Annotated in this window: 1 protein-coding gene; it reads left to right on the forward strand. The window is 63.6% G+C overall.

Annotated features, from left to right (window positions below; translation table 11 throughout):
- A partial coding sequence (locus RJ05_RS33145) for an MC/SLC25 family protein (RefSeq protein ID WP_036541848.1) occupies positions 1–284 on the forward strand: 284 nt, incomplete at its 5' end.
- Positions 285–483: the final 199 nt, after the last annotated feature.

The following is a 483-nucleotide window of genomic DNA, read 5'->3' on the forward strand; positions in this document are numbered from 1 at the left end:
AGACCGCCAACTTCTTCGCCAAGTGGGCCGTCGCTCAGGCCGTCACTGCCGCCGCTGGTGTCATGTCTTACCCCTTCGACACTGTCCGCCGTCGCCTCATGATGCAGTCTGGTGGCAAGAAGCACTACAACGGCACAATCGACGCATGGGGCAAGATCTACAGGGAGGAGGGAGGCAAGGCGTTCTTCAAGGGCGCCTGGTCCAACGTGCTGCGTGGCGCCGGCGGTGCCCTTGTGCTGGTCATCTACGACGAGTTCAAGAAGCTCATCGACCAGCACCTCTAGGCTGCCAGTACCTGGCACCAGACCCCCCAGCCACCCACCGACCAGGGGGACCACCGGGACCCGGGGGACCACCGGGGCCGCGGCTGGCGCTCCTTTGGCCGATCACTGGTGCAGAGGGTGCAGCAGCGCTCACGGCTGCGATGTAGGGGCTCTTGGGCTTCACAGCTGGATTACAACTGTAGGGTGAATGCCGGAAAAT

Origin of the sequence: Nocardia cyriacigeorgica NBRC 100375, assembly GCF_000308555.1 — a bacterium.
In the GTDB taxonomy this organism is placed as follows: Bacteria; Actinomycetota; Actinomycetes; order Mycobacteriales; family Mycobacteriaceae; genus Nocardia; species Nocardia cyriacigeorgica.